This is a genomic window from Vibrio toranzoniae (genome assembly GCF_024347655.1).
Lineage (GTDB): Bacteria > Pseudomonadota > Gammaproteobacteria > Enterobacterales > Vibrionaceae > Vibrio > Vibrio toranzoniae.
Genome location: NZ_AP025515.1, coordinates 499,535 through 522,407, shown reverse-complemented (window position 1 = coordinate 522,407; position 22,873 = coordinate 499,535). Strand labels below are relative to the sequence as shown.

The window sequence follows — 22,873 nt, the reverse complement described above, 5'->3', positions numbered from 1 at the left end:
CTGTTGATGAAACCAACTTAACATACTGAATATAAAGGTTAACTATTATAGGTTCGGTGAACCTTTTCTTGGCAAAAATGCGTCAATATCCATGTTATTCCAGGATTAATGAATTACTCATTTGGAATATCGTTCTAATTAGGTTTGGGCGCTATCATTTCTTATCGCTGTACTACATAATATATTCTATCCATACAAAGATATGGTGTCATGCTAGGTTAAAAATGAGCCAAAGTAGCTCATATAAAACGAGAAATATATGAAACGTTTACTTATGTTGTTTGGAATTACCGTATTTTCTACGTCCTCCCTTTCCCACGCTCTCAATGGATATTGGGAATATCAAGATTACCTTTCTAAGTTTCCAAAGCAAAAAATATTGACCGATAAAATGGTCGAAGCTGTTCAAAACCATCCCGTGCCATTGAGGCTAGTTCAAGATAGGCCTATTACTATTTCAGTCGTGTACCCTGGTCGACAGATTTCCGACTACTGGGTGCGCAATATTCAAGCGTTTGAAAAGCGCCTCGATAAATTGAGAATCAACTATCAGATCAATCAGGTTTTTACACGTGTTAATGCTGATATCAATCAACAGAGTATTTCTCTACAAGAGGCGGTTGAAAATAAAACTGATTATTTAATTTTTACGCTAGATACGACGCGACACCGTAAATTTATTGAACATGTGCTGAGTTATACGGATACCAAACTGATCTTGCAAAATATTACCACTCCTGTGCGAGCGTGGTCTGATAGACAGCCGTTTATGTATGTAGGTTTTGATCATGCGACAGGGAGTTTGAAATTGGCGGACTATTTTAAAGAAGTGAGTCAACCAGACAGTCAGTACTCTGTTCTTTATCGTTCAGAAGGTTATATAAGTGACGCTCGTGGAGATACCTTTATTCGTGAAGTGAACTCCGATACAAATTTTGCACTTAAGTCTTCGTTTTACACCAAGTCTGATAAAGAGAGCAGTTACCAAGCGGCTAAAATCAGCATAGAGAACGATAAAAATCTAGACTTTATCTATGCATGTTCAACCGATGTTGCTTTGGGAGCCGCTGAAGCGATTCGTGAGTCTGGTAGGGATATCTTAGTCAATGGCTGGGGAGGCGGATCGGCAGAGCTCGAAGCAATCGAAAGTGGGGACCTAGATGTGACAGTTATGCGTATGAATGATGATACTGGGATCGCGATGGCAGAGGCAATCAAATGGGATCTCAGTGGCTTGAAAGTTCCTACCGTTTACTCCGGTGAGTTTGAAGTGGTGACCAGCGAAGATTCCCCAGAACGTATTTCTGAGCTTAAGAAGCGCGCATTTAGGTACTCAGGTCAATAATGAAGAAAAGCTACGCTTGTACACCAAGGAACACCTTAGCCAAATTAATTACCCGTATTATTATTTTAGTCATAGGGGTGATGGCACTTGGTGTGCTGATTCACAACTATGAAAGTAGCAGTAGTATCGTAAAACAAGAGACGAACCGAACTGTTCAGCAGACCTCAAGCCTGATCCAAAACATGTTTGATTATCGTTTATCGGTGCTGCAAATCCATCAAGACAATAATTCACACAGTGAAAACCTAAGAGAGTATTTTGATACTCATAATGATAAAGCGTTGAGTTACTTTTTTTTTGGTATTGATCAACGTGAGCCGAACCATGCCCCTGATTTACGTTTTGTCTCTACTCATGATGGTTTGGCTTGGGAGGATGGTAATGGTCAATTTTATGGTTTGGATGCAACCAGCTTAGAACATATTTCTGATAAAGTTGCGTTCAGTAGTAATTGGCACTTTTTAAAGCTTATGACGGATATAGGTAATCGTCACTTGTTGGCTCGTCGAACACCTATTGTCGACGATAAGACAGGAGAAGTTCTTGGCCAGTTGTATATCGCGATCGTACTCGATAATAACTTCTCTCTTGCGGAATCCATTCAGAAAGGCAGTAATTGCGAGAATATCGTTATTGAAGCGCATGGCACGCCTGTCGCTTCTACATTCAAGGGTGATGAAAGCTATACGATAGCAAGTATCCTTAATTATAAAATGTACGATCAACTACCTCGCCATTTCGTTACCATCGCGACGATTAAGATAAATGCCGTGGAAACTCCCCTCACTATTCGTGCGGTACAAAAGAACACAAATTTTATTGCGTTGGAAGAAAACTATGAGCGAGCCACCATTGTTGTGGTGGTGTTGATCATACTTATGTCTTTTTTTGCCCGCGCTTGGATTCAAAAAAGAGTAGCTGCAGAATTAGACAAGTTGATGGACTTCACTCGTTCAGCAAGCGGTGGCGAAGAATACAGTAAGTTTGATGGTTCTAATATTTTTGAGTTCCACCATATTGGCTGCACACTAGAAGACACCTTCGACCGCTTATCTGAACAGAACCAAAAATTTCAAGATCTCTTCAATTTTGCCCATTCCCCTATTTTGGTTTGGTCTGAAAAAGGTGACCTGATTCAGATGAACCCGGCAGCTCGTATGGCGTTATTTGATGACGATGACAACTATGGCGCGATGGCTGATGAGTTTGAGCAACGAATGTTGCCTAATATTCAAATGGTGGTTCAAGGGTCAAAGCTGACGGGCATTAATGTTCCAATTGGGGCTAAAGTGTTTCGCTGGAACATGTCTGCAATTCGCGTTGAGCACGGTATTACGGGGGTTGTCGTACAAGGGCAAGACATCACCAAGCTCATTGAGGCGGAGAGACAGGCTGATCGAGCTAGAGAAGAAGCTGAGCAGCTTGCAAACCTTCGTGCAGACTTTTTAGCTAAGATGAGCCATGAGATTCGTACGCCGTTAAACGGTATTTTAGGTGTATCTCAGCTGCTCAAACGATCTATCCAGAATGAAGACAACCGAGACTGGGTAGATGTACTTTGTAACAGTGCCGAACATTTACTGGCAGTACTTAACGATATCTTGGATTTCTCTAAAATAGAACAAGGTCAGTTCAATATACAAAAGAAAAATTTCCGCTTGGGTGAGTTGGTCAATACTGTAGAGAGTATCTATCGTCCGCTTTGTGAAAATAAATCGGTCGCTTTTAGTATTGTGAATCACTTGGTAGATGACATTGAGATCTACACTGACCAAGTTCGACTGAATCAGGTTATGTTTAATCTATTGAGCAATGCCCTTAAGTTTACTCATCAAGGTGGTATTTCTGTCAGTTTTGAGATCGATAGTATTTTTAACTCCGATAAAGCCAGCTTAATCGTTCGAGTGAAAGATAGCGGCATTGGTATTGATGACAGTAAAATTGAGGCTGTTTTTGAACCGTTTGTTCAAGCTGAAGAAACGACGACTCGTGAATATGGTGGTACAGGCTTGGGGTTAACAATTGTAAAAAACCTTGTCGATATGCTTGAAGGAGATATTCACGTTCGTAGTATCAAAGGCCAAGGTTCAGAATTTATAATAGAGATCCCTATTGAGTTGCATTCAGAGCCCTCGTTGGATTCAAAACAACGACCAAAGATGGAGCCTCAGACACTATTTGATCGGTCTTTGGAAGTTTTACTCGTGGAAGACAATCATACCAATGCGTTTATCGCTCAAGCTTTTTGCAAAAAGTATGGAATGGTTGTTACTTGGGCAAAAGATGGTTTAGAAGCTTTGGAGATGGCAAAGGCGAATAAGTTTGACCTCATTTTAATGGACAACCAACTTCCGAACTTAGGTGGGGTTGAAACGACTCAACAATTGAGAAGTGAGGTTGGTATACGGACTCCTATTTACGCGTGCACCGCTGATGCTCAAAAGTCTACCCGAGACCGTTTTTTTGGCGCGGGGGCAAATTACGTGATTGTAAAGCCGATCAAGGAAGATACGCTACACCAAGCTTTTGTCCATTTTAAACACTCTTACTGGAACGAGATTAAGCATTAGTTTTATTAAGGTAATTGCAGGTGTTGAGTGAAAAGATGAATCACTTTTCAGAGTAAACAGTAGGGCTTACTCTTACCGTAAAACAATATAAACTATTGCCTGTTATGTACTTAATGGAGAATAAGTAAATGGAACTGGAAACTTTCTTAGACATACTGCAACAAGCACCTGAAAGCGTTCAATTTGAAGATACAATGCAAGTGATAGAGAGGTATTATGACTTCTCTGTAACTGAATTCAGTAATGGCGATGTGGTCAATGCGGCAGGGCAGAATAATGGTTCATGTAAGATTTTTGCCTTTGGTCTAGCGTTAGGACTTTCAGCAGAGCAAACATTGGCTTGTTTTGGCCAGTTTTATCGAAATGACGTGCTAGGTTTTCCTGAGAATACCGACCATCAAAATATTCGAAACTTCATGATTCATGGTTGGAGTGGAGTAGAGTTCTCTCAGCCAGCACTGGTTGCAAAAGCTAAGCAATCACTCATTTAGTTAATGGTGTCTTGAAGCGAGGTAATAGCATCTCGCTTCTCTTCGCGTTCTAGTGGAAGTTCATCGGTGCAAAATCTACTGAATAGGTAAGGCAGATAGACACTTACGGCACATGCAAACTCCAGCCTTTGGGATATTGCCGGTATCACGTTTTTCTAGCTCGAAGCACCAACAGGTTTCTTTACCTGCACTGATATCACATTGTGCTGGTTCATTGCATGCTGGGCATTGGTGAGTAGAGTTAATACCACTCAGATTATTCATCACCAACTCTCTTTCGCCTTCAGATAACCCTTTCCAGCCTATAATCTCATCCATTGTTCGATGGCACCCACTGCATATACCGCCATTATTTTTACAAGCCGCTCGGCAAGGTGTTTTCATTTATCTGACCTGTGATTCATTTGTGCTGAAATGTAGCATATTTGTTTTCCTTTGCAGAGCCTTATAAACCAAGAAGTGACCTAGTAAAGTCAATAAATGACCTCGTAATTTTGCGGATTTTCATGTAGCATCTCGTCCCTTTTGTCGAGTGGGGGATATTATGTTTATCGGATTTGATTATGGGACTGCGAACTGTTCTGTTGCGGCAATGGTAAATGGGGAGCCAAGTCTATTACCGCTAGAAGGTAAAAACCACTATATTCCCTCAACCGTGTTTGCTCCAACTCGTGAAAGTGTTTCCGAGCATCTCTTTCGCCATTTAAATATTAAGCCTAGCGATGCCGTTGGTGAGCAGGTGTTACGACGCGCGATTGCATTTAACCGAGAAGAAAGTATCGATTTGGTGCCGGAAGACATGGCATTTGGTCAGGCTGCATTAGATCTATATTTGGAAGACCCTCGTGATGTTTACTACGTTAAATCTCCTAAGTCTTTCCTTGGAGCGAGTGGATTGCATGATGTTCAGGTGAGTTTTTTCGAAGATTTAGTGTGCGCCATGATGGCGAATATTAAAAATCAAGCCGAACTTACGACTCAAGAACAGATTAAACAAGCCGTTATCGGCAGGCCGATTAACTTTCATGGTCGAGGTGGCGAAGAGGCAAACAGACAAGCAGAAGACATCCTTACTCGCGCAGCTAAACGTGCTGGCTTCCTTGATATCGCCTTTCAATTTGAGCCAGTAGCCGCAGGCCTAGATTACGAAAGCACCTTGACTGAAAATCAAACGGTACTAGTGGTTGATATTGGTGGTGGTACCACCGACTGTTCGTTGTTAGAAATGGGCCCGAGTTGGTCTAATCAAGCGGATCGTACTCAAAGTTTATTAGCTCACAGTGGACAAAGGGTAGGGGGGAATGACCTTGATATTTACCTTGCGTTTAAACAGTTAATGTCACCTTTTGGGATGGGTAGTAAAGGTACAACGGGCATTGATATGCCTTTGACTCAATTCTGGAACCCTATTGCGATTAATAATGTCGAAGCTCAAAAGAACTTCTATTCTCGCGAAAACCTGGCGGCCTTGAAGTTACTTCGTAAAGAAGCTTCAGAGCCTCAAAAGCTAGACCGTTTGATGAAGGTTTATCACGATACTTTAGGTTACAGCATTGTACGCAGAGCTGAAGAAGCCAAGATTGCACTAGCAGAATCTTCTCAATATCGAGCAGCGATTAATGTAGCGTCTGAACTGGTTGAAGTGGATATCTCTGTTGCACAGATGATTGCTACCATTGAAACACCAAAATCAAAAATGATTGAGTTGGTGACAGAGGCGATACAACAAGGTCAGAAGAAGCCCGATGTAATTTACATGACAGGTGGTTCAGCGCGTTCACCGATACTTCGCGAAGCAGTACAACAAGCAGTGCCTAATGTGCCTATTGTAAGTGGAAACTACTTCGGTTCTGTAACTGCAGGTTTGGCTCGTTGGGCTGAGGTTTGTTTTAAATAGTAGATTAAGCCGTTTAGCTATGAAAGGGCTTGAAGTAACAATGTAGCTGACAGATAGGGTAATTGGTCTTCGACTGGTTGCCCTTTTTTATGTCTAACGCTTTTGTCAATAAACAGTGGCATATCGATGTATTGCTTGCTTCGGGTTCTGTGATTTTGCCTTTGATTAAAAGATTCCAAATGTTACAGAATATTTCCGGGAAAGAACCTCTCTATTCATGGTAAATCTGTTTTTCTTTTTTTTGATTTTAAATGCTTTTTTAGTGATTTAAAAACCAAAAAGTTAATTGCATTAAAATAAATAAAACACAATAGTTTCGTTGTGATGTTTTATTAATTTGTTGTTTTTATTTGGTTTTTTGTTTTCTATAGCATTGTTGTTTTTATTTTATATATTTTAATGCAACTTTTTTGTCATTCATCGATTAGTGTTTGCCTACTTGTTAAATGTAGTTAACAACTTCTCTTATCAATGTGAGGTTGTTAGTGAATAATTCACCCAGTTACAAATGGATATGACAATGAATAAGAAACTTTTGGCGCTAGCGATTTCTGGTGCAGTATTTGGTACACAGGCAGTTGCAGTAGAACTTTACAATGAAGATGGCACAACATTCTCAGTTGGCGGCCACGTTTCAGTTGCAGTTGGTGATGTAAACAGCGATGACCGTATCAGCGAAGACGATATTGGCGTAGAGGCTGTTTCTCCACGTATTAACTTCAATGCTACTCATGAGCTTGGCAATGGCTTCACAGCAGATGCCAAAGGTGAGTGGGCGCTAAATATGTTAGACGGTGGTGATGAATCATTCGCAACACGTTTAGGTTACGTGGGTCTAACGCATGAAGACTTCGGTCGTGGTGTTGTGGGTACTCAATGGGCACCATACTATAACGTTGCTGGTGTTGCAGATATGCCAATCGCATTCGCGAATGATTTCATCTACGACGATCACGGTAACCTAGGTACTGGTCGTGGTGAAGAGATGGTTAGCTACGGTAACGCTATCGATTTTGGTAACGCTGGTTCTCTAAACGTAGGGGTTGCATGGCAAGGTCGTAAAGTCGCTGATTCGAATAAATATGGCAACCGTGCTCAAATCGCATTGAACTACGCTATCTCTGATTTCACAGCAAACTACGCATACAACACTGGTGATGTTACGTTTGGTAACATCGGCGGCGGTTCTAAAACTGCTGATTCAAATGTAGTAAGTGCCACTTACGGTTCTTATGGTTCAGAAGGTCTATTCTTAGCCGGTGTTTACGCTATGAACAACTACATGAACTCAAGCGCTGGTGTTGCTCTTGAAGAAACGGTAGCTGTTGAATTACTGGCATCTTACGCGCTATCTAACAGCCTTAACCTAAGTGTCAACTACGAAGCCGTAGAAGACGACAAGATGAGCGAAACTGTGTTTGCTACTACTGCTCTACAAGCTGAATACAACTTTACGTCTCAGTTTGTAGGCTTTGCTGGCTACCAATTCGACCTACAAGGTTCTGGCGTTTACAAAGAAAAAGCTGACGACCAGTGGCTTCTTGGTGCTCGTTACTACCTATAAGTCGCAGACTTATTTAGCATAGTGTTTACTCCTTAGGTTTACCTTTTAGGATACTGTCCTAGACACCATGCTAAGCCCTCTCAGCCTTTTGGTTAGAGAGGGCTTTTTTTCGTTTTGGACTTTCGTTTAGGGTGGTGCGATCTCCGTATAAAAGCTTTCAAATCATTGAATTGAGTTAAAGATCAGAATTTAGAGACTGGTAACCATCTTGTCGAAGATTCTCTTCTTCTGATACGGTAAACTCTGTATCCCAAGAATAGTTCAGGGATAAACTATGAGCAGCGTTATAAATCAGGAGCAATTGATGAACTCGAAACGAACAGCAATACCCACTAAAGTCTTGTGTGTAGGGCGTAACTATGTCGATCACATTGAAGAGCTCAATAATACTATCCCTGACGCAATGGTGGTTTTTAACAAGCCGAGTACCAGCGTGACTTCTTCTTTATGTTCTTTTCATCAAGAAGCGTTGCATTACGAAGCTGAAATCTGCTTTATTGTTGAAAATGGTCAGTATTCTGCAGTAGGACTTGGATTAGACCTGACTAAACGTGAGCTACAAAGTAACTTAAAAGCGAAAGGCTTACCGTGGGAACGAGCCAAAGCCTTCGATGGCTCTGCTGTGTTGAGTCGTTTTGTGCCAACTGAACATTTAGATTTGTCTGACTTAAATCTAGAGCTGTTTATTAATTGTGTCCGCGTGCAAAAAGGGCATGTGGAGCAGATGCTTTACTCCCCACAGACCATTCTTGAAGAGTTATCTTCTTATACAACCTTGCTAGATGGTGATGTTGTGATGACAGGAACACCGAAAGGCGTCGGAGAAGTGCACCGAGATGATATATTCCTTGGCCGTCTAAAGTGTGGTGAAACTACTCTGATTGAGATCGAATGGGTGGCAAGTTGATGCTAAAGTTTTACGGCAGAGTCTTCTAGCAGATAGCGAGTTAAACATAAGCGGTGACGTTGTTAATGGGACTAAACCGTTAGATTTAATTAGTTGTAAAATTTGTATAATGACCAAAATCTGGTTTTTAATTCGAGATAACTGACGGGTCTCAACGGATTAGATCTGGAAGGGCGTTGGCAATTGATATAAAATTCGACTCCATTTTTTATCAATATTAGAACTCATGATCGACTTAGCCATCTTACCTGTTTACTTGACTGCCGTTGTCGCCCTCCTGCTTTTGCCCGGCCCTGATATGTTGCTTATCGCAAGCTCGAGTATGAGTTATGGACGTAAAGTTGGTTTGTTCGCGAGCCTAGGTAATGCGACGTCTGGAATTATTCTTACCGTATTAGCTGCTATGGGTGTCTCTGCGTTGATCGCAATGAGCCCAGTAGCTTTGAAAGTACTGCACTTGTTAGGTGGTACTTACTTATTAAAAATGGGGTGGGATTGCCTGCGAACAGAGCAGGGCAATGCACCTGAGTTAAGCAATAACTCTGCCGCCAAGTCGTATTACCAAAGAGCACTTATCAGCAATTTGCTCAACCCCAAAGCGTTAGTTTTCTTTGTTATGTTTTTACCTCAATTTGTCTCTACGAATATTGAAGCCACCTCGGGCGAACAGATGCTCATACTGGGTTTGTTGTTGAATATTTTAGGCTTAACCTTCAATTTTTTATTGGTCGCGTTAGTGGGGACAATAGGTAAATCTCTCTTGGAAAACGCACAGTTTCGTAACTATCAACAAAAAGTGATGGGCGGAGTTTTCATTGTGTTGGCCGTGTGGATGCTGTCTTCTTTCTTTACTTCGTAAACACCCAATTCAAACATATTATCGCGGTTGACCGCTGAGAAAGATGGACGCTTAGAGCGTCCATCTTTTGTTTTTATCCGTCATATATTGAACATACCAATAGTTAAGAATTCAGTTCTTGCTGGTGTCGTTCAATCAGTTTATCCATATATTCCTCACCGCGTAGGCGAGTGTCATCGTACGTTTCTGTTCCTTCAAACTTTGCCACCGTTTCATAGTAAACCTTAACTTTAGGCTCGGTTCCTGAAGGTCGTACGATAATGCGCGAGCCATCTTCAAGGTGATAGATGAGTACATCACTTGAAGGCAGGTTAATGGCTTCCGTATTGCCCCCAATGACGAAGCGTAAAGAAGACTGCAGGTCTTCAATCACAGAGATAGCAACACCGTTGATGGCTTTAGGTTGTGCCGCTCGGAGTTTAGATCCAATGGACGGTGAATCTGGATCGAGCGCGATACTTCGTTGTGCGTTGGTATAGACGCCATGTTCAAACGAAATTTGCGCAAGAAGATCCCAAACGGTTCGACCTTGAGACTTTAGCTCCTCAACTAATTGAGCAAAAATGACGATAGCGGACAGCCCATCTTTATCACGTACTTGAGTACCAATTGTGTAACCTAGAGCCTCTTCATAAGCGAATAAGAACTCATTCTGTTTATCTTCTAACTGCATGCCAATATTGGCCAACCATTTGAAGCCTGTTAGTGTTTGGAAGTAGCTAGCACCATGAGATTGCGCTACTTTTTCAAGTAAGGTTGAAGATACGATACTGTTACCAACCAACTGGTTTTTTGTGTGTGGCTTCGATAACAAATAATGTGCGAATAACACACCCACTTGGTCGCCCGTTAGCATCTTGTATGAGGCACCTTCAGTTCGGACAGCAACGGCGAACCGATCTGCATCTGGATCGTTGGCGCAAGCAATGTCGGCATCGACACTTTTCGCTAAGTTGATCACAAGATCCATTGCCCCTTTTTCTTCTGGGTTTGGGAAGTTAACGGTTGGGAAGTTGCCATCGGGCTCTCTTTGCTCCGTTACGCTGAACACTTTGTGAAACCCTGCATCGTGTAGAAGGTCCTCTGCCATTTGTGCTCCCACACCATGCATTGCAGTATAGGCAATGGTTGTATTCGCCGATTCTATCCCTTTATTCACATACGGACTTTGACTAATGGCGGCACGATACGTTTGGTAGTAGCCTTCGGTTAGCCATACTAAGTTACCTTGTTGTTCAGCATTACTTAGGCTGATCAAAGGAATTGGCTTAGTCGATGCTATGTCGATTTCAGCGGCAATGCCTGCATCGTGGGGGGGAATGATTTGAGCACCATTTTCCCAGTATACTTTGAAACCATTATATTCCGGAGGGTTGTGGCTGGCAGTCACGACAACAGCAGCGGCAGCATTGAAATGTTTGATACCAAAAGCAACGATAGGCGTCGCCGCAACATTGGCGGTTAGGTAAACCTTAATACCTAAAGCTGTGAGTACAGAAGCGGTATCAATTGCGAATTGCTTTGAATCTAAACGGCCGTCATAGCCAATTATCACTCCACGAATAGCGGTATTCGCAACATGTTCAATTAAGTAATGTCCAAGCCCTGTTGCTGTTTCTTGTATGACCAAGCGATTCATTCTATTCGGGCCACATCCTACTTTGCCCCGCAATCCCGCCGTTCCGAATTCTAGGCGTTGAGTAAAGCGGTCATCTAATTCGTCGTGCATTCCCTCATCGATGAGATGTTGCAGCTCTTCACGAGTTCTTGGATCTGGGTCTCTCGTTAACCAGTTCATCGCATCTTGCATAATTACTAAACCTTATAATGTCGGTATGACTTCCTATGGGTTTAAATTAAGTGATACTGATTATCATTTCCATGAAGGCAATCGTAAAACTCAATATAAAATAAATTCCAACGGCAGCAGAAAGGCGTATAGATTAAGCCTCTTTAGATAATTGACTGTTTAGCAAGTAAACTTATCTTGAACAATTGGATATCACTAACTAGCCTTTCATATAAATATAACAAAATTTAACAAATTCGCCGTTTTTGAATCTTTCGTTAAAACCTTCGATGTTTATGAGCTGTGTAAGTTCATAGACTGATAAGAATCTAGCAGTCGATTTTTGGAGGTCGCTACGTGAGTTGTCGATTGAGATTCAGCCTTTTCATGTGTATCCGGAATAGCAACGACTGTGATCCGATTCACAGCGATATTTAGGTCGCAAGTATCCAATTTAGGAAGGATAAGGAGAAATCTTTTGAAAAGATTACTGGTTAGGCTAGCGTGGCTTTTGAATGGTTTTGTTGTTGTTTTAGTAGCACCTTTGGTGAATGCAAGCAGTGAATACAACATGACACAAGGCGTCACCGAGATCAGTGGTAAGGTATATGAACTTCATATGCTGATCTTCTACATTTGCTGTGCGATCGCCTTTGTTGTTTTTGGTGTAATGTTTTATTCCATTTTGAGGCACCGAAAGTCGAAGGGAGCGGTGGCTGCCCATTTTCACGAAAGCACTAAAGTTGAAATCCTTTGGACCATCATTCCAATCATTATTCTTATCGCTATGGCCATCCCAGCTACTAAGACCTTGATAGCGATGGAAGACACCTCCCAATCAGATCTCACCGTAAAAATTACTGGTTCACAATGGAAATGGCATTACAGCTATTTTGGCGAAGATGTTGAGTTTTTTAGCCTTTTGGCAACTAGTGATAAAGAGATTGATGGCATCGAAGTAAAAGGGGCGCATTACTTGTTGGAAGTTGATAATCCGCTAGTACTCCCTATCGATCGTAAAGTTCGATTTTTAATGACTTCCGACGATGTTATCCACTCATGGTGGGTACCAGCCTTTGCCGTTAAAAAAGACACGATTCCTGGGTTTATTAACGAGGCGTGGACAAAAATAGATGAACCTGGTGTTTATCGAGGCCAGTGTGCTGAATTATGTGGTCGAGCACATGGGTTTATGCCAATAGTCGTGCATGCTATGGAAGAAGAAGATTTTGATGCATGGCTAGCAACGCAGAAAGAGTTGGCGATAGCCACACAGCAAGCAGCACAAGATGCATTAGATGCGTCACTCTCTCTAGAAGAGCTTAATTCCCTCGGTGAAGAAGTCTATAAAAATCGATGTGCGGTTTGTCATCAAGTCAATGGGGGAGGGATTCCGGGGGCTTTTCCTGCAATTAAAGGCAGTCCTGTTGCTCTTGGCGATGTAGACGTGCATATCGATACTATCGTTTACGGTCGTGGCGGCACGGCAATGCAAGCATTCGATAACCAGTTAACCGAGAAAGAGATCGCAGCAGTCGTTACATATCAAAGAAACGCATGGGGTAATGATACGGGCGATGTTGTGCAGGCTTCAGATATTAACGCTTACAAAAGCAAACAATCAGGTGGCACTGAAAGCTCAACGGATGAAGTGCAAGACAATGCTAAGGAGCAGTTATGAGTTCACCAATCCATAAGCCGGTGAAAGCGGCTCCAGCGGAAGATCAAGCTCTGAGCCATTCTGCGGAAGGTACACTGGGCAATAATGATTTGCCTGTTGATGATCACGACTCACATGCGGCACCCAAAGGTTGGGCTCGTTGGCTTTACTCGACCAATCACAAAGATATAGGGACACTTTATTTGTGGTTCAGCTTCACCATGTTTTTAATTGGTGGTGCTATGGCGATGGTGATTAGGGCCGAGTTGTTCCAACCAGGGTTACAACTCGTTGAACCGGATTTCTTTAACCAAATGACGACCGTCCACGGTTTAATTATGGTGTTTGGTGCTGTGATGCCTGCTTTCACAGGTTTAGCTAACTGGATGATCCCGATGATGATCGGTGCGCCGGATATGGCGTTGCCGCGGATGAACAACCTTAGCTTCTGGATTTTGCCTTTTGCTTTCTTAATATTAATTGGCTCTTTGTTTACAGAGGGAGGCGGCCCGAATTTTGGTTGGACATTTTATGCACCGCTCTCGACGACTTATGGCCCTGATAGTACGGCGTTGTTTGTATTCTCTGTCCATATCATGGGGATCAGCTCGATCATGGGGGCGATCAACGTCATCGTGACTATTGTCAACATGAGAGCTCCGGGTATGACGTGGTTCAAGCTACCTATGTTCGTATGGACTTGGTTAATCACGGCTTTCCTTTTGATAGCCGTGATGCCCGTGCTCGCCGGTGCTGTAACTATGGTACTCACCGACAAGTACTTTGGGACGAGCTTCTTTGACGCCGCTGGTGGTGGGGATCCGGTGATGTTCCAGCACATTTTCTGGTTCTTTGGTCACCCCGAAGTGTACATTATGATCTTACCGTCTTTTGGTATTGTCTCTGCGATCATTCCTACATTCAGTGGTAAACGCTTATTTGGCTATCACTCCATGGTGTACGCGACCTGTAGTATTGCTCTGTTGTCATTCTTGGTTTGGGCGCACCACATGTTCACCACGGGTATGCCAGTATTTGCAGAACTGTTCTTCATGTACTGCACCATGTTGATTGCGGTGCCTACTGGTGTGAAAGTCTTTAACTGGGTGGCGACTATGTGGCGAGGAGCTTTAACCTTTGAAACACCAATGCTGTTTGCTATCGCCTTTATTGTTCTATTTACGATTGGTGGGCTATCTGGACTGATGCTCGCCATCGTGCCTGCTGATTTCCAATATCACGACACCTATTTTGTAGTGGCTCACTTCCACTACGTTCTGGTGACGGGGGCCGTATTCTCGATAATGGCGGCGGCGTACTACTGGTTGCCTAAATGGACCGGGCATATGTACGACCACAAGCTCAGTCTGTGGCATTTTTGGACCTCAGTTATATCGGTCAATGTCCTTTTCTTTCCTATGCACTTCTTAGGTTTAGCAGGCATGCCGCGTCGTATTCCAGATTACGCTATTCAATTTGCTGACGTTAACCAAGTGGTGTCGATTGGTGGTTTTGCCTTTGGGTTGTCTCAGCTGATCTTCTTATGGTTGGCTATTAAGTGCGTAAGAGGCGGAGAGCCTGCACCGAGCAAACCGTGGGAAAGAGCGGAAGGGTTAGAATGGACAGTAGCAAGTCCTGCCCCTCATCATACTTTTACTCATCCACCTAAAATAGATTGAGGAGATGAGATATGGACAACAGACAAAGCAACCAAAACCGCGACGCTGAGCAGCCAAGACGTTCAACCAAGAAGCTGACGGGTTATTTGTTGCTGAGCGTGATAGGCATGTTTGGCTTCGGCTTCGCTTTGGTGCCGCTCTACGATGTTATGTGTGAAGCCTTGGGAATTAATGGCAAAACCAATACCGTTTCTGCTGTGCAACCTCAAGGAATGCAACCTGACTACTCTCGTACAATTCGAGTTGAATTTATGTCTCATATTAAGCCAGATATGCCATGGCAATTTTCCCCCGAAGCACGTGTATTAGAGGTTCACCCAGGTCAGGTCATTCAAACGAATTATTTTGCTAAAAACCTATCAGGTGCTTCGTTGGTTGGACAAGCCGTGCCGTCGGTGTCTCCGGGAATGGGGGCAACCTACTTCAATAAGATGGAGTGCTTTTGCTTTAATCAGCAACCATTAGACGGGTATAAGAGCGCTGAAATGGGTTTGATATTTTATATTGAGCCTGACATCCCAGAATCAATACATACGCTTACGCTCTCTTATACGTTGTTTAACATCACGAATCAGGTGAGTGGAGAGGCAAGTAAGCCTGAAGTGAGCACATCAACATCGAGCACACTCGCAAGTAACTAGGGATTTACAGAACCAGTATCAACATAAGGAGTTGAGCGATGAGTTCTAAAAAGGAAGTGTATTTCGTTCCACATCAAAGCCACTGGCCATTAGTCGGCGCCGTTGCACTGTTTTTGGTCGCGGTTGGTGCTGGCTTGACGGTGCAAAACATGGGTACCGGATCCGCTGGTGGCGTGTTTGGAAAAGTAGTGCTGTTAGTTGGGTTTGTTGTTCTGCTTTATATGCTCGCAGGTTGGTTTAGCAATGTGATCACGGAATCATTAAGTGGTCTCTATTCCGAACAAATATCTCGTTCTTTTCGACAAGGGATGAGTTGGTTTATCTTTTCCGAAATCATGTTTTTCGGTGCTTTCTTTGGTGCGCTTTTTTACGCTCGTATGATATCCGTTCCGTGGATTGGCGGTGCAGGCAACAATGCAATGACACATGAAGTGTTGTGGCCGATGTTTCAGTCGATATGGCCGCTAACCACCACACCAGATGGTGTGACTACACAAGCAATGCCTTGGCAAGGTATCCCGCTTAAGAACACGATAATCCTTTTGCTATCATCTGTAACGCTGCACATGGCACATATCAGTCTTGAACAGAGCAAGCGGATGGCTTTGATCGTGTGGTTGGAGATAACCATTGTGCTGGCTGGCTTGTTCCTATTCTTCCAAGTTGAAGAGTACCTTCATGCGTATCAAGAGATGGGGCTGACACTTCAGTCCGGTATCTACGGTAACACCTTCTTTTTACTGACTGGGTTTCATGGCTTACATGTTTGTTTAGGAACGATTTTTTTGATTGTGTTACTGGCGAGAGTTGCGAAAGATCATTTCTCTACAAAAGATCACTTTGCGTTTCAAGCGGGCAGTTGGTATTGGCACTTTGTTGATGTGGTTTGGTTAGGGCTATTCGTGTTTGTCTATGTACTTTAACTAGATATTCAACGGCTTTAATGATGTACCCAGTCTATATTGAGTTAATAAGGTCGCGGGTTAGGAGTAATGACACCAGAGCCTAAAGCGATTAATAGCAAAAGCACTACGATGGCTGACAGCATTACACGGCGGCCCAAGAAATGACTGAGTCTTTTTCCATTGTGTTTGCCTGAGGCGATTTGGATGAGACCTTTCATTAAGTTGAAGGCGATGAAAAATAGCAAAGCGACCAACACAATTTTCAATAACAACGCAAAGGTAGATGACGCCATAGTGATAACTCCAAACCGTTCGAATGATGATGAACATAAGTTCCGCAGTAAAGGTTTTTGGATAGCGGCTGTTTTAACTGTGGTTTCAGTCGGCGTTTTAATCAAGTTGGGTGTGTGGCAGTTAGACAGAGGTAACGAGAAACTACGTTATGAGCAGCAGCTATTGGAAAGATCGCAACAATCTTCGAGGGCATTGGATATCGTGCTTTCTGATTGGAGAGGTACAGGTTTACGAGCGCAAGAACCATCGAGTCCACAAACCTTAAATGGCTTAAAGGTCGATATTGAGTTAGCGACACCGAGTGGATTAATCCTCTTGCTGGATAACCAGATAAACCAAGGAATGGTGGGGTATGTGATTTACATGTTGGGCGAAACTCAAACTCAGAACGGAAGAAAGCAGCTCTTGATCGATCTTGGATTCGTTGCGGCAAGTAACGACAGAAGAAAACTGCCTCAATTAGGAAACATCACACTACCAACGAATATGTCAGGACGTTTGTATGTACGTTCGGTGAACCCACTAAGTCAGGAACTGGGGTTAGAAAACACCACACCGAAACGAATTCAGAATATCAATATACAAGCGTTATCACAGTACACTGGTCAAGAGGTGTTGCCCTTTATATTTCAGCCGCAGAGCTTAGGTTCATGGCCATATGAAATGTTATGGCGACCGTCGGCAATGAAATCAGAGAAACACTTTGGTTACTCATTTCAATGGTTCGTCATGGCAGCGGTACTGCTATTTTTGATGTTATTGATTGGATATAGGTACATGAAGCAGAAGTAGGCACTTGAAACTGCCATAGACATTGAAAGTCGAGATTGCGACAGCATAAAGGCAGCACCTAACACAGGGAATAAAGATGGATAAGTCTCAAGCACAAACTAACAAAGAGCGTACTGATGCTAATTTAGCTGCGTTCAAGCAGCGTCGATCTCGTGGTCGTCTTGTACTCGTTGGACTGATTTTGATCTTCGCCTTGCCCGCAATTGTCGCTAAAACCGTGTTAGAGCAAAATTGGTACACATCCGGTGTGACGAATTCGGGCGAATTAGTTGAACCAAGAATGACGTTAAAGGACCTGGGCTTAACGACTCCGGTGGAAGCTGAGGGCTGGTTAGTGGGGTACATAGCGCCAACAGAGTGTAAAGGCTTGTGTGAACAACAGCTTCACTATTTGAATCAAAGTTACTTAGCGTTAGGGAAAAATAAAGAGCGAGTGACGGCGGTTGTTTTTGTTTCAGAGGGCAACTCATTGTTAGGGGCGCTGAATAAACCGGATTTGTCATTTATGGCTGGTGGTGATGAGTTGAGTACCGAGTTCGCACCGGCTTCTATCATCATTATCGATCCTTTTGGTCAGCTCGTCATGGAATATAAAAGCGTTTCTGAACCGTCGCAGTTAGTCGGTCAATCTAAAGGCATGATTCATGATCTTAGAAAACTACTTAAATTGTCCCGAGTAGGATAGTGCGGACGGGGGAGTGATGGCTGCTGGGTGTCAGAAGTTAGCTGCTAGGATCTGCGACTAAGTATAGGGAGATACAAAAATGCATAATAAAGCCCCGAAATTACTCATGCTTGCTATGAGAGTGACTATTTTACTGACCCTTACCGTGATCGTACTCGGCGCTTATACTCGTTTATCTGATGCTGGTCTTGGTTGCCCGGATTGGCCGGGCTGTTATGGAAAAATCACCGTGCCTTCCAATACACTAGCAGTGAATGAAGCAAATATTCAGTTTCCAGAACGAGCGCTTGAAGCAGAAAAAGCTTGGATAGAGATGATACATCGTTACTTTGCTGGTTCCTTAGGGCTTCTTATCTTTGTCGTTGTCGCTTGGTGTATTAAAAAGAATATCACCTCTGTTGAACTTCCCTTGCTTATTTCTGCCACTGTGATTTTTCAGGCTTTATTAGGCATGTGGACAGTGACGCTCAAGTTGATGCCCGTTGTGGTTATGGCGCACTTGATGGGGGGCTTTACATTGCTATCTCTCCTTTGTTTGCTCTATTGCCGTCTGTCTCAATTCCAAAGTCGATTTGGTGACGCTACGTATACATCATCACTTAAAGCTTGGGCGCTGTGTGGATTATTAATTGTGGTGGGGCAGATATTGCTTGGTGGCTGGACATCGTCAAATTATGCCGCTTTGGTGTGTACGCAACTGCCGATATGTGAAGGGAACTGGGTAAGTTATCTCGATTTCAAAAACGCTTTCGACTTTGCTCAACACGGTCATGATAATTATGAGTTTGGTGTGTTGGATTACCCCGCCAGGCTTACCATACATGTCATGCACAGGATTGGGGCTATCGTCGCGACTTTAACTGTACTAATGGTGGCGTACCAACTGTGGAAGTTCGGCAAAGGACCTCAGCAAAAACTGAGCGTGGTTGTGGTGATAGTGTTGTTTACCCAAATCACTCTAGGGATCAGCAACGTATGGTTTCATCTACCTATTTTTGTCGCGGTTATGCACAATCTAGTCGCGGCGATGTTGCTGATCAGTATGGTTGTGACGAATTTTGTGGTTTGGCAACCAAAACCGAGCGAATACTTGGTGAAGAACAACGTATTACAAGGAGGTAATCATGGTCAGTAGAACGTCAACACGACATGAATTGGTGGCTCAAGAGAGAGCTTCAAATCAAGAGATTGCTGCCAACAATGAAATTGCTTCAAACAGTGAGTTGGCCTCGAAAAACAACGCCACTTGGAAAGTCTATTTAACACTGACTAAACCAAAGGTGGTAGCGTTGATGTTACTCACAGCATTGGTCGGTATGTGTTTGGCTGTACCCAATGGATTACCTTTGCAACAAACTTTGTTTGGAATGATTGGAATAGGGTTGATGGCGGGCTCAGCAGCCGCGTTTAATCACTTGATTGATAAAAAGATCGATGGGCAAATGTCTCGAACAAACCGACGTCCTTTACCATCTGGTGAGCTCAGTAGTATGCGTGTGTTCAGCTTCGCTACTGGTATTGGTTTGCTTGGCTTTGTTACATTAGTGGTATGGGTCAATCAACTCACTGCTTGGCTAACCTTTGCAAGTTTATTGGGCTATGCGGTGATTTATACCATGTACTTGAAGCGAGCTACGCCTCAGAACATCGTTATAGCTGGGATCGCAGGCGCGATGCCACCTTTGCTGGGGTGGACAGCAGTCACCAATGAATTGCATTCAAACGCTTGGTTGTTGGTGATGATCATCTTTATTTGGACACCTCCGCACTTTTGGGCACTGGCGATTCATCGTCGTGACGAATATGCCAAAGTGAACATTCCTATGTTGCCAGTGACTCATGGGATCGAATACACCAAAACGTCAATTTTGCTTTATACATTTTTGCTTAGCGTTGTGTGTGTATTGCCAGTATTGGTCGGTATGAGTAGTTGGATATACTTAAGTGCTTCATTGGTACTGAATATTGGGTTTGTGTACCACGCATGGGTACTCAAGTATTGTGACAAGCCTAATATGGCAATGAAGACTTTTAAGTTTTCTATCTATCATCTTATGACCTTGTTTGTTGCTCTTCTCGCTGATCACTATCTGCTTTGATTATTATGTACTTCGCTTACTTGCACTAAACAACGCCAGTCTACGTATTCTTTGAGTAAGAAAACGGATGCTCAGACATCCGTTTTTATCTATATACCTAGTTGTTAAAAATAGATATTTAGCTGTTAAAAATGGAATATTTGAAGTAAGCGCTCTAGAAATCAATTCATGTCAGAGTTTGCCTATGTGGGTAACGCCTAGTTGGTACTGGGGCGCTGTTTGCAGTGAATGTTTTATAGCCATCATACTTTGTCCCTATAACCAAATTGTACGCTTATACAAACTAAACCTTTGGTTTCCATTAACCTAGCCCTGACATGCTATGTGTGAAAAGACGGACAATTGATTGATATGAATTATAAAGGAGTCACTATGGAATTCACCGAACAAGACAGAGATGCGTTGTATCAAACGTGGATGTCTCAAAAGTCCCGAATGCGTATTACCCAGATGGAGTTTTCAAAGAAGTTGGGAATGAATCAACTTGATTTCTCTAGAGTGCTAAAAGGGGAGACCCCATTAACCATGTCATTCATCAGTCACTTCTGTCGATTGCTGCATTTAGAGCCTAGAAATGTGTTTCCTTCGCTCAAAGAAGGCATAGACTCAGGGCCTAAAGTTGTCTATTTAAAAAGTAGAATGAGTGTTGATGGAGAAATTCAAAATGCCTATATAGAAGGAAATCAGGTGATCGTAGAGTATGCACACACTGTTCAACATGACTAATATTAAAACTAGCTTCAAATTTTAACTCCTTTACCTACAACCTTTTATTATATTGCTTGTCATTCTCGTTTGAGTTTTCACTCATATCTAAGTGCACTATAAAACCTTTAAACTTTATCTCCTTTAATCTAGCAAGCATTTACTACGACTGGCATTAAATCGGCAGACGATTTTCACAACCCACTAAGGTTAGCCGTTCAAGTATTGATCTTTTGATGCGTAGAATGACGCACAGTGTCACCAACTATTGGGTTGGACGTTTAGGTGATACTCTATAGAGCATAATGAAGCATAGAAAGAGCCGGTAATGCTAGAGAAAGAGAATCTGATTAAGCTCGCCAGAGTACAAATGCCATTTGGTAAATACGCTGGTCGTATATTAATTGACCTGCCTGACGAATATTTGCTGTGGTTTGCTAAAAAGGGCTTTCCATCTGGCGAGCTGGGTGACTTGTTAAAATTGTGTCTTGCCTTGAAAATCGAAGGACTTGATAGTGTCGTCAAGCCATTGAAAAAATGTGAATAAATCTAAGCTCACGCTAATAACGTGAGCTTTTTTATTATCCAGTTTCAAAATATTCTATGACTAGGGCGGAGTTTGAAAAACAGCGGGTCCTACCTTGTTATAAGTTTCGTAATTCATGGGGTGTAAATTAATTTATACGGGGTGTTGTTAATGTAAAACACAAAAAAAATTGCCTTTTTTTTTAATTAGTGATTGAAACTAGAGTTTTTACTAGTTAAGTTACAGGGAACAAGAAGATTAGTGCTGATGGAAAGTTACGTGAGACGACGTACATTCAGCTCAAGGATAGAAAATAGGAAGAAGTAAGCAATGTTTCAGACTGATGATGTAAGAATTAACAAAGTAAAAGAATTATTACCCCCTGTTGCTGTTTTAGAGAAGTTTCCAGCGACAGAAACTGCTTCTTCTACAACCTTTGCAAGCCGTAAAGCCATTCACGATATTTTAGAAGAAAGTGATGATCGCCTGTTGGTGATTGTTGGCCCATGCTCGATTCATGATCCAGAAGCGGCTCTTGAATACGGTAAGCGTCTAAAAGTACTGCGTGACGAACTTGGCGATAAGCTTGAAATCGTGATGCGTGTTTACTTTGAAAAGCCACGTACAACGGTGGGTTGGAAAGGGCTAATCAACGACCCATACATGGATGACACTTTTAAGCTAAATGACGGTCTTCGTCTCGGACGTAAGCTACTGCTGGACCTAACGGATCTTGGTATGCCAACAGCAAGTGAATTTCTTGACATGATCACACCTCAATATGTGGCAGACCTGATAAGTTGGGGGGCAATTGGTGCACGTACTACTGAATCTCAAGTTCACCGTGAACTTGCTTCAGGTCTATCTTGTCCAGTTGGTTTCAAAAATGGTACAGACGGCAATATTAAAATTGCAACAGACGCGATTCGTTCGGCAAGTGCTTCACACCACTTCCTATCAGTAACAAAGTACGGTCATTCTGCAATTATTGAAACGGCAGGCAATCCTGACTGCCATATTATTTTACGGGGCGGTAAAGAGCCAAACTACAGTGCAGAGCATGTAAGTAAAATAAAAGAAGAGCTAGCTGCATCAGGCCTCCCACAGAAGGTCATGATCGATTTCAGTCATGCGAACAGCTCTAAGCAGTTTCAACGTCAAATTAATGTGTCTGATGATGTAAGCACACAAATTGCGAATGGTGACAAAGCGATTTTCGGTGTGATGATTGAATCTCATCTTGTTGAAGGTCGCCAAGACTTAGTGGACGGCAAAGCTCCGACATATGGTCAGTCTATCACTGATGCGTGTATCGGTTGGGAAGATACTGAAACAGTGCTTCGCCAGTTAGCGGATGCAGTGGAAGCTCGTCGTAATCAGTAGGTTCGTTGCCAAAAGGTAGGCCAAAAATTAAAAAGCCCTCGTTCACATTCACGAGGGCTTTTTACTGGGGCTTACTTTTTAT

Annotated in this window: 21 protein-coding genes; 18 read left to right on the top strand and 3 right to left on the bottom strand. The window is 42.7% G+C overall.

Translation table 11 applies throughout. The features are described 5' to 3' along the window. Nucleotides 1-259: 259 nt before the first annotated feature. The 3 genes from OCU50_RS16735 to OCU50_RS16725 all read left to right on the top strand — a co-directional run bounded on the left by OCU50_RS16735 (nt 260) and on the right by OCU50_RS16725 (nt 4,406). Nucleotides 260-1,345 carry an autoinducer 2-binding periplasmic protein LuxP gene (locus OCU50_RS16735; protein ID WP_060469481.1) on the top strand — a complete coding sequence of 362 codons (1,086 nt, stop codon included), beginning with the start codon at nt 260-262 and terminating at the stop codon, nt 1,343-1,345. Beyond that, the gene (gene luxQ, locus OCU50_RS16730; RefSeq protein ID WP_060469482.1) at nt 1,345-3,915 is read left to right on the top strand and encodes a quorum-sensing autoinducer 2 sensor kinase/phosphatase LuxQ; all 2,571 of its coding nucleotides are present in this window, start codon (nt 1,345-1,347) and stop codon (nt 3,913-3,915) included. Before OCU50_RS16735 ends, luxQ begins: the two co-directional genes overlap by 1 nt. A gap of 128 nt (nt 3,916-4,043) precedes the next feature. Further along, complete coding sequence (locus OCU50_RS16725) at nt 4,044-4,406, top strand: HopJ type III effector protein (protein WP_060469483.1); 363 nt, start codon at nt 4,044-4,046, stop codon at nt 4,404-4,406. Between the two features lie 75 nt (nt 4,407-4,481). On the opposite strand, the gene OCU50_RS16720 is transcribed toward OCU50_RS16725, so the two are convergent. Further along, entirely contained in the window at nt 4,482-4,790 is a 309-nt protein-coding gene (locus OCU50_RS16720) for a DUF1289 domain-containing protein (RefSeq protein WP_077681677.1), read from the bottom strand. A 160-nt stretch (nt 4,791-4,950) separates the two neighbouring features. On the opposite strand from OCU50_RS16720, the gene yegD reads away from it, so the two are divergent. The 4 genes from yegD to OCU50_RS16700 all read left to right on the top strand — a co-directional run bounded on the left by yegD (nt 4,951) and on the right by OCU50_RS16700 (nt 9,633). Beyond that, a complete protein-coding gene (gene yegD / locus OCU50_RS16715; protein ID WP_060469484.1) occupies nt 4,951-6,303 on the top strand; it encodes a molecular chaperone in 1,353 nt (450 codons plus the stop codon). Between the two features lie 520 nt (nt 6,304-6,823). Next, nucleotides 6,824-7,867 carry a porin gene (locus tag OCU50_RS16710; RefSeq protein ID WP_060469485.1) on the top strand — a complete coding sequence of 348 codons (1,044 nt, stop codon included), beginning with the start codon at nt 6,824-6,826 and terminating at the stop codon, nt 7,865-7,867. Between the two features lie 274 nt (nt 7,868-8,141). Further along, nucleotides 8,142-8,774 carry a fumarylacetoacetate hydrolase family protein gene (locus OCU50_RS16705; protein WP_046224011.1) on the top strand — a complete coding sequence of 211 codons (633 nt, stop codon included), beginning with the start codon at nt 8,142-8,144 and terminating at the stop codon, nt 8,772-8,774. 226 nt (nt 8,775-9,000) lie between these two features. Beyond that, complete coding sequence (locus tag OCU50_RS16700) at nt 9,001-9,633, top strand: LysE family translocator (RefSeq protein ID WP_060469486.1); 633 nt, start codon at nt 9,001-9,003, stop codon at nt 9,631-9,633. A gap of 103 nt (nt 9,634-9,736) precedes the next feature. Here OCU50_RS16700 and OCU50_RS16695 read toward each other — a convergent pair whose 3' ends face one another. Continuing rightward, nucleotides 9,737-11,443 (bottom strand): phospho-sugar mutase, encoded by a 1,707-nt coding sequence (locus OCU50_RS16695; RefSeq protein ID WP_060469487.1) that lies wholly within the window; start codon nt 11,441-11,443, stop codon nt 9,737-9,739. A 457-nt stretch (nt 11,444-11,900) separates the two neighbouring features. Here OCU50_RS16695 and coxB point away from each other — a divergent pair, with 457 nt between their 5' ends. From coxB to OCU50_RS16675, 4 genes are read left to right on the top strand one after another with little or no spacing between them, the layout of a single operon-like run. Beyond that, nucleotides 11,901-13,103 (top strand): cytochrome c oxidase subunit II, encoded by a 1,203-nt coding sequence (coxB, locus tag OCU50_RS16690; protein WP_060469488.1) that lies wholly within the window; start codon nt 11,901-11,903, stop codon nt 13,101-13,103. Then, complete coding sequence (ctaD, locus tag OCU50_RS16685) at nt 13,100-14,761, top strand: cytochrome c oxidase subunit I (protein WP_060469489.1); 1,662 nt, start codon at nt 13,100-13,102, stop codon at nt 14,759-14,761. The genes coxB and ctaD overlap by 4 nt, the downstream gene beginning before the upstream one ends. 11 nt (nt 14,762-14,772) lie before the next feature. Next, nucleotides 14,773-15,402 carry a cytochrome c oxidase assembly protein gene (locus OCU50_RS16680; RefSeq protein WP_060469490.1) on the top strand — a complete coding sequence of 210 codons (630 nt, stop codon included), beginning with the start codon at nt 14,773-14,775 and terminating at the stop codon, nt 15,400-15,402. 38 nt (nt 15,403-15,440) lie between these two features. Beyond that, on the top strand, nt 15,441-16,325 hold the full coding sequence (locus tag OCU50_RS16675) for a cytochrome c oxidase subunit 3 (RefSeq protein WP_060469491.1): 885 nt from the start codon (nt 15,441-15,443) through the stop codon (nt 16,323-16,325). Between the two features lie 44 nt (nt 16,326-16,369). Here the strand turns inward: OCU50_RS16675 and OCU50_RS16670 are convergent, their stop codons facing one another. Further along, nucleotides 16,370-16,600 carry a DUF2909 domain-containing protein gene (locus tag OCU50_RS16670; RefSeq protein ID WP_082710377.1) on the bottom strand — a complete coding sequence of 77 codons (231 nt, stop codon included), beginning with the start codon at nt 16,598-16,600 and terminating at the stop codon, nt 16,370-16,372. Between OCU50_RS16670 and OCU50_RS16665 the strand changes: the two genes are divergently transcribed. From OCU50_RS16665 to aroG, 7 genes are all read left to right on the top strand, one after another. Continuing rightward, nucleotides 16,512-17,393 (top strand): SURF1 family protein, encoded by an 882-nt coding sequence (locus tag OCU50_RS16665; RefSeq protein ID WP_060469492.1) that lies wholly within the window; start codon nt 16,512-16,514, stop codon nt 17,391-17,393. The genes OCU50_RS16670 and OCU50_RS16665 overlap by 89 nt on opposite strands. 76 nt (nt 17,394-17,469) lie before the next feature. After that, nucleotides 17,470-18,078 carry a hypothetical protein gene (locus OCU50_RS16660; RefSeq protein ID WP_060469493.1) on the top strand — a complete coding sequence of 203 codons (609 nt, stop codon included), beginning with the start codon at nt 17,470-17,472 and terminating at the stop codon, nt 18,076-18,078. Between the two features lie 79 nt (nt 18,079-18,157). Further along, on the top strand, nt 18,158-19,213 hold the full coding sequence (locus OCU50_RS16655; protein WP_060469494.1) for a COX15/CtaA family protein: 1,056 nt from the start codon (nt 18,158-18,160) through the stop codon (nt 19,211-19,213). Further along, entirely contained in the window at nt 19,203-20,177 is a 975-nt protein-coding gene (gene cyoE, locus OCU50_RS16650; protein ID WP_060469495.1) for a heme o synthase, read from the top strand. The genes OCU50_RS16655 and cyoE overlap by 11 nt, the downstream gene beginning before the upstream one ends. A 372-nt stretch (nt 20,178-20,549) precedes the next feature. Further along, complete coding sequence (locus OCU50_RS16645) at nt 20,550-20,903, top strand: hypothetical protein (RefSeq protein ID WP_017058656.1); 354 nt, start codon at nt 20,550-20,552, stop codon at nt 20,901-20,903. Between the two features lie 307 nt (nt 20,904-21,210). After that, the gene (locus OCU50_RS16640; RefSeq protein WP_060469496.1) at nt 21,211-21,429 is read left to right on the top strand and encodes a DUF3820 family protein; all 219 of its coding nucleotides are present in this window, start codon (nt 21,211-21,213) and stop codon (nt 21,427-21,429) included. A gap of 309 nt (nt 21,430-21,738) precedes the next feature. Further along, nucleotides 21,739-22,791 (top strand): 3-deoxy-7-phosphoheptulonate synthase AroG, encoded by a 1,053-nt coding sequence (gene aroG / locus OCU50_RS16635; protein WP_060469497.1) that lies wholly within the window; start codon nt 21,739-21,741, stop codon nt 22,789-22,791. Nucleotides 22,792-22,873: the final 82 nt, after the last annotated feature.

What these genes read in the sequence shown, in the direction of transcription:
- OCU50_RS16735 (WP_060469481.1), top strand. Translation starts at nt 260, where the DNA reads ATGAAACGTTTACTTATGTTGTTTGGAATTACCGTATTTTCTACGTCC.
- luxQ (WP_060469482.1), top strand. Translation starts at nt 1,345, where the DNA reads ATGAAGAAAAGCTACGCTTGTACACCAAGGAACACCTTAGCCAAATTA.
- OCU50_RS16725 (WP_060469483.1), top strand. Translation starts at nt 4,044, where the DNA reads ATGGAACTGGAAACTTTCTTAGACATACTGCAACAAGCACCTGAAAGC.
- OCU50_RS16720 (WP_077681677.1), bottom strand. Translation starts at nt 4,790, where the DNA reads ATGAAAACACCTTGCCGAGCGGCTTGTAAAAATAATGGCGGTATATGC.
- yegD (WP_060469484.1), top strand. Translation starts at nt 4,951, where the DNA reads ATGTTTATCGGATTTGATTATGGGACTGCGAACTGTTCTGTTGCGGCA.
- OCU50_RS16710 (WP_060469485.1), top strand. Translation starts at nt 6,824, where the DNA reads ATGAATAAGAAACTTTTGGCGCTAGCGATTTCTGGTGCAGTATTTGGT.
- OCU50_RS16705 (WP_046224011.1), top strand. Translation starts at nt 8,142, where the DNA reads ATGAGCAGCGTTATAAATCAGGAGCAATTGATGAACTCGAAACGAACA.
- OCU50_RS16700 (WP_060469486.1), top strand. Translation starts at nt 9,001, where the DNA reads ATGATCGACTTAGCCATCTTACCTGTTTACTTGACTGCCGTTGTCGCC.
- OCU50_RS16695 (WP_060469487.1), bottom strand. Translation starts at nt 11,443, where the DNA reads ATGCAAGATGCGATGAACTGGTTAACGAGAGACCCAGATCCAAGAACT.
- ctaD (WP_060469489.1), top strand. Translation starts at nt 13,100, where the DNA reads ATGAGTTCACCAATCCATAAGCCGGTGAAAGCGGCTCCAGCGGAAGAT.
- OCU50_RS16680 (WP_060469490.1), top strand. Translation starts at nt 14,773, where the DNA reads ATGGACAACAGACAAAGCAACCAAAACCGCGACGCTGAGCAGCCAAGA.
- OCU50_RS16675 (WP_060469491.1), top strand. Translation starts at nt 15,441, where the DNA reads ATGAGTTCTAAAAAGGAAGTGTATTTCGTTCCACATCAAAGCCACTGG.
- OCU50_RS16665 (WP_060469492.1), top strand. Translation starts at nt 16,512, where the DNA reads ATGAGACCTTTCATTAAGTTGAAGGCGATGAAAAATAGCAAAGCGACC.
- OCU50_RS16670 (WP_082710377.1), bottom strand. Translation starts at nt 16,600, where the DNA reads ATGGCGTCATCTACCTTTGCGTTGTTATTGAAAATTGTGTTGGTCGCT.
- OCU50_RS16660 (WP_060469493.1), top strand. Translation starts at nt 17,470, where the DNA reads ATGGATAAGTCTCAAGCACAAACTAACAAAGAGCGTACTGATGCTAAT.
- OCU50_RS16655 (WP_060469494.1), top strand. Translation starts at nt 18,158, where the DNA reads ATGCATAATAAAGCCCCGAAATTACTCATGCTTGCTATGAGAGTGACT.
- cyoE (WP_060469495.1), top strand. Translation starts at nt 19,203, where the DNA reads ATGGTCAGTAGAACGTCAACACGACATGAATTGGTGGCTCAAGAGAGA.
- OCU50_RS16645 (WP_017058656.1), top strand. Translation starts at nt 20,550, where the DNA reads ATGGAATTCACCGAACAAGACAGAGATGCGTTGTATCAAACGTGGATG.
- OCU50_RS16640 (WP_060469496.1), top strand. Translation starts at nt 21,211, where the DNA reads ATGCTAGAGAAAGAGAATCTGATTAAGCTCGCCAGAGTACAAATGCCA.
- aroG (WP_060469497.1), top strand. Translation starts at nt 21,739, where the DNA reads ATGTTTCAGACTGATGATGTAAGAATTAACAAAGTAAAAGAATTATTA.